The sequence below is a fragment of the Sphingomonas sp. CFBP 13733 genome, assembly GCF_014841795.1.
Classification (GTDB): domain Bacteria; phylum Pseudomonadota; class Alphaproteobacteria; order Sphingomonadales; family Sphingomonadaceae; genus Sphingomonas; species Sphingomonas aerolata.
The window spans coordinates 1-1,232 of sequence record NZ_JACYUP010000029.1 but is presented as its reverse complement, the minus strand read 5'-3'; the positions used below and the strand labels follow the sequence as shown (position 1 = coordinate 1,232).

The window sequence follows — 1,232 nt, the reverse complement described above, 5'->3', positions numbered from 1 at the left end:
ACGCGGTGCTGTTGGAGGCGGCGCGACGCATCGAGAACGCCTGCGTGGGTGCACGGATCGTTGCCCGTCTCGGTGGTGACGAATTTGCTGCACTGTTCGTTGGGGAATTGGAAACCGGCTTGATCGACGGTGTTGGAGCGACCCTGACCCGCTCTATGGCAGAGCCGTTTCTGGCCCGCGGTAATTGCATCAGGCTGGCGGCATCCGTCGGCCTGTCAGCTCCACTGGCTAGCGGTCAGATACCGTTGACGCTGATGCTGCAGGCCGATGTCGCCTTGTACGAGGTGAAAAGTGCCGGTGGTGGCGGCGTGCTTGCTTNAGCCGATCTGCGAAGCCCGATCGCGCCGGATAGCATCTTTCGAAGCGCTCGCCCGCTGGCACCATCCCGAACTTGGTGCCCTCAGTCCGCTTGAATTTATCGGCGTGGCCGAGACCACGGGAACGATTTCTGCTCTATCGCAGCAGATCTTCGCCGCAGCGATTGAGGAGGCCGCGGGGTGGGATGCCTCCATAGGCCTGTCGATTAATCTTAGCGCCGTGCAGCTCTGCCAGCCGAGTACGCCGCTCGCGATTATGTCTCTCTGCCTTCGTCACAGGTTCGATCCCCGCCGGTTGGAAGTAGAGGTGACAGAAACGTCAGTGCTTGCTGATTTCGGCGTCGCCCGACAACACCTGGCCTCGCTAAGGGCTGCAGGGGTCCGCATAGCACTGGACGATTTTGGGGCCGGCTTCGCTTCAGTCTCATACCTGAAAGAGATAACTTTCGATCGGATCAAGATCGATGGCGAACTCGTCGACAACATTGCTCACTCGGCGGGGGCCGCGCGGTTACTCCACGGCGTGTTGCAACTATGTTCGGCGGTTGGTGCACAGGTGACCGCCGAAAAGGTCGAGACGGAGCAGCAGGCTGCAATCCTGACAGGCTTCGGTTGCGAACGGCTTCAGGGCTATCTGCTCGGCCGCCCGGTTCCGGCGAGTGTGGCGCGCGAGTCGATTCGAAAAGCCTCCCTATTCGTATCATAAAGCCTTCTTTTGAAGTCTTTTGTCTGCCAGCTCCAAGGCTGTAACAGTGGTATAAAATTTAGGACGAATTTATTAATAATATAGCTTTTAAATCATGACGCTATATTAAAATTGTTTCGTATAATGACTTGTTATCTAATCATCTCCCAGATTCGCGTGAAGGTAGCTAGGATTAAAGCTAGCCATCGCATGTAATTCCGCAACGTTGC

At 56.5% G+C, this 1,232-nt stretch carries 1 protein-coding gene and 1 pseudogene; both read left to right on the top strand.

What is annotated here, in order from left to right:
• Positions 1-5: 5 nt before the first annotated feature.
• Positions 6-318: pseudogene (locus IFT71_RS22080) on the top strand (diguanylate cyclase domain-containing protein); the annotation flags it as partial.
• A gap of 6 nt (positions 319-324) precedes the next feature.
• On the top strand, positions 325-1,023 hold the full coding sequence (locus tag IFT71_RS22075; RefSeq protein ID WP_446740779.1) for an EAL domain-containing protein: 699 nt from the start codon (positions 325-327) through the stop codon (positions 1,021-1,023).
• The last annotated feature ends 209 nt before the right edge of the window (positions 1,024-1,232 follow it).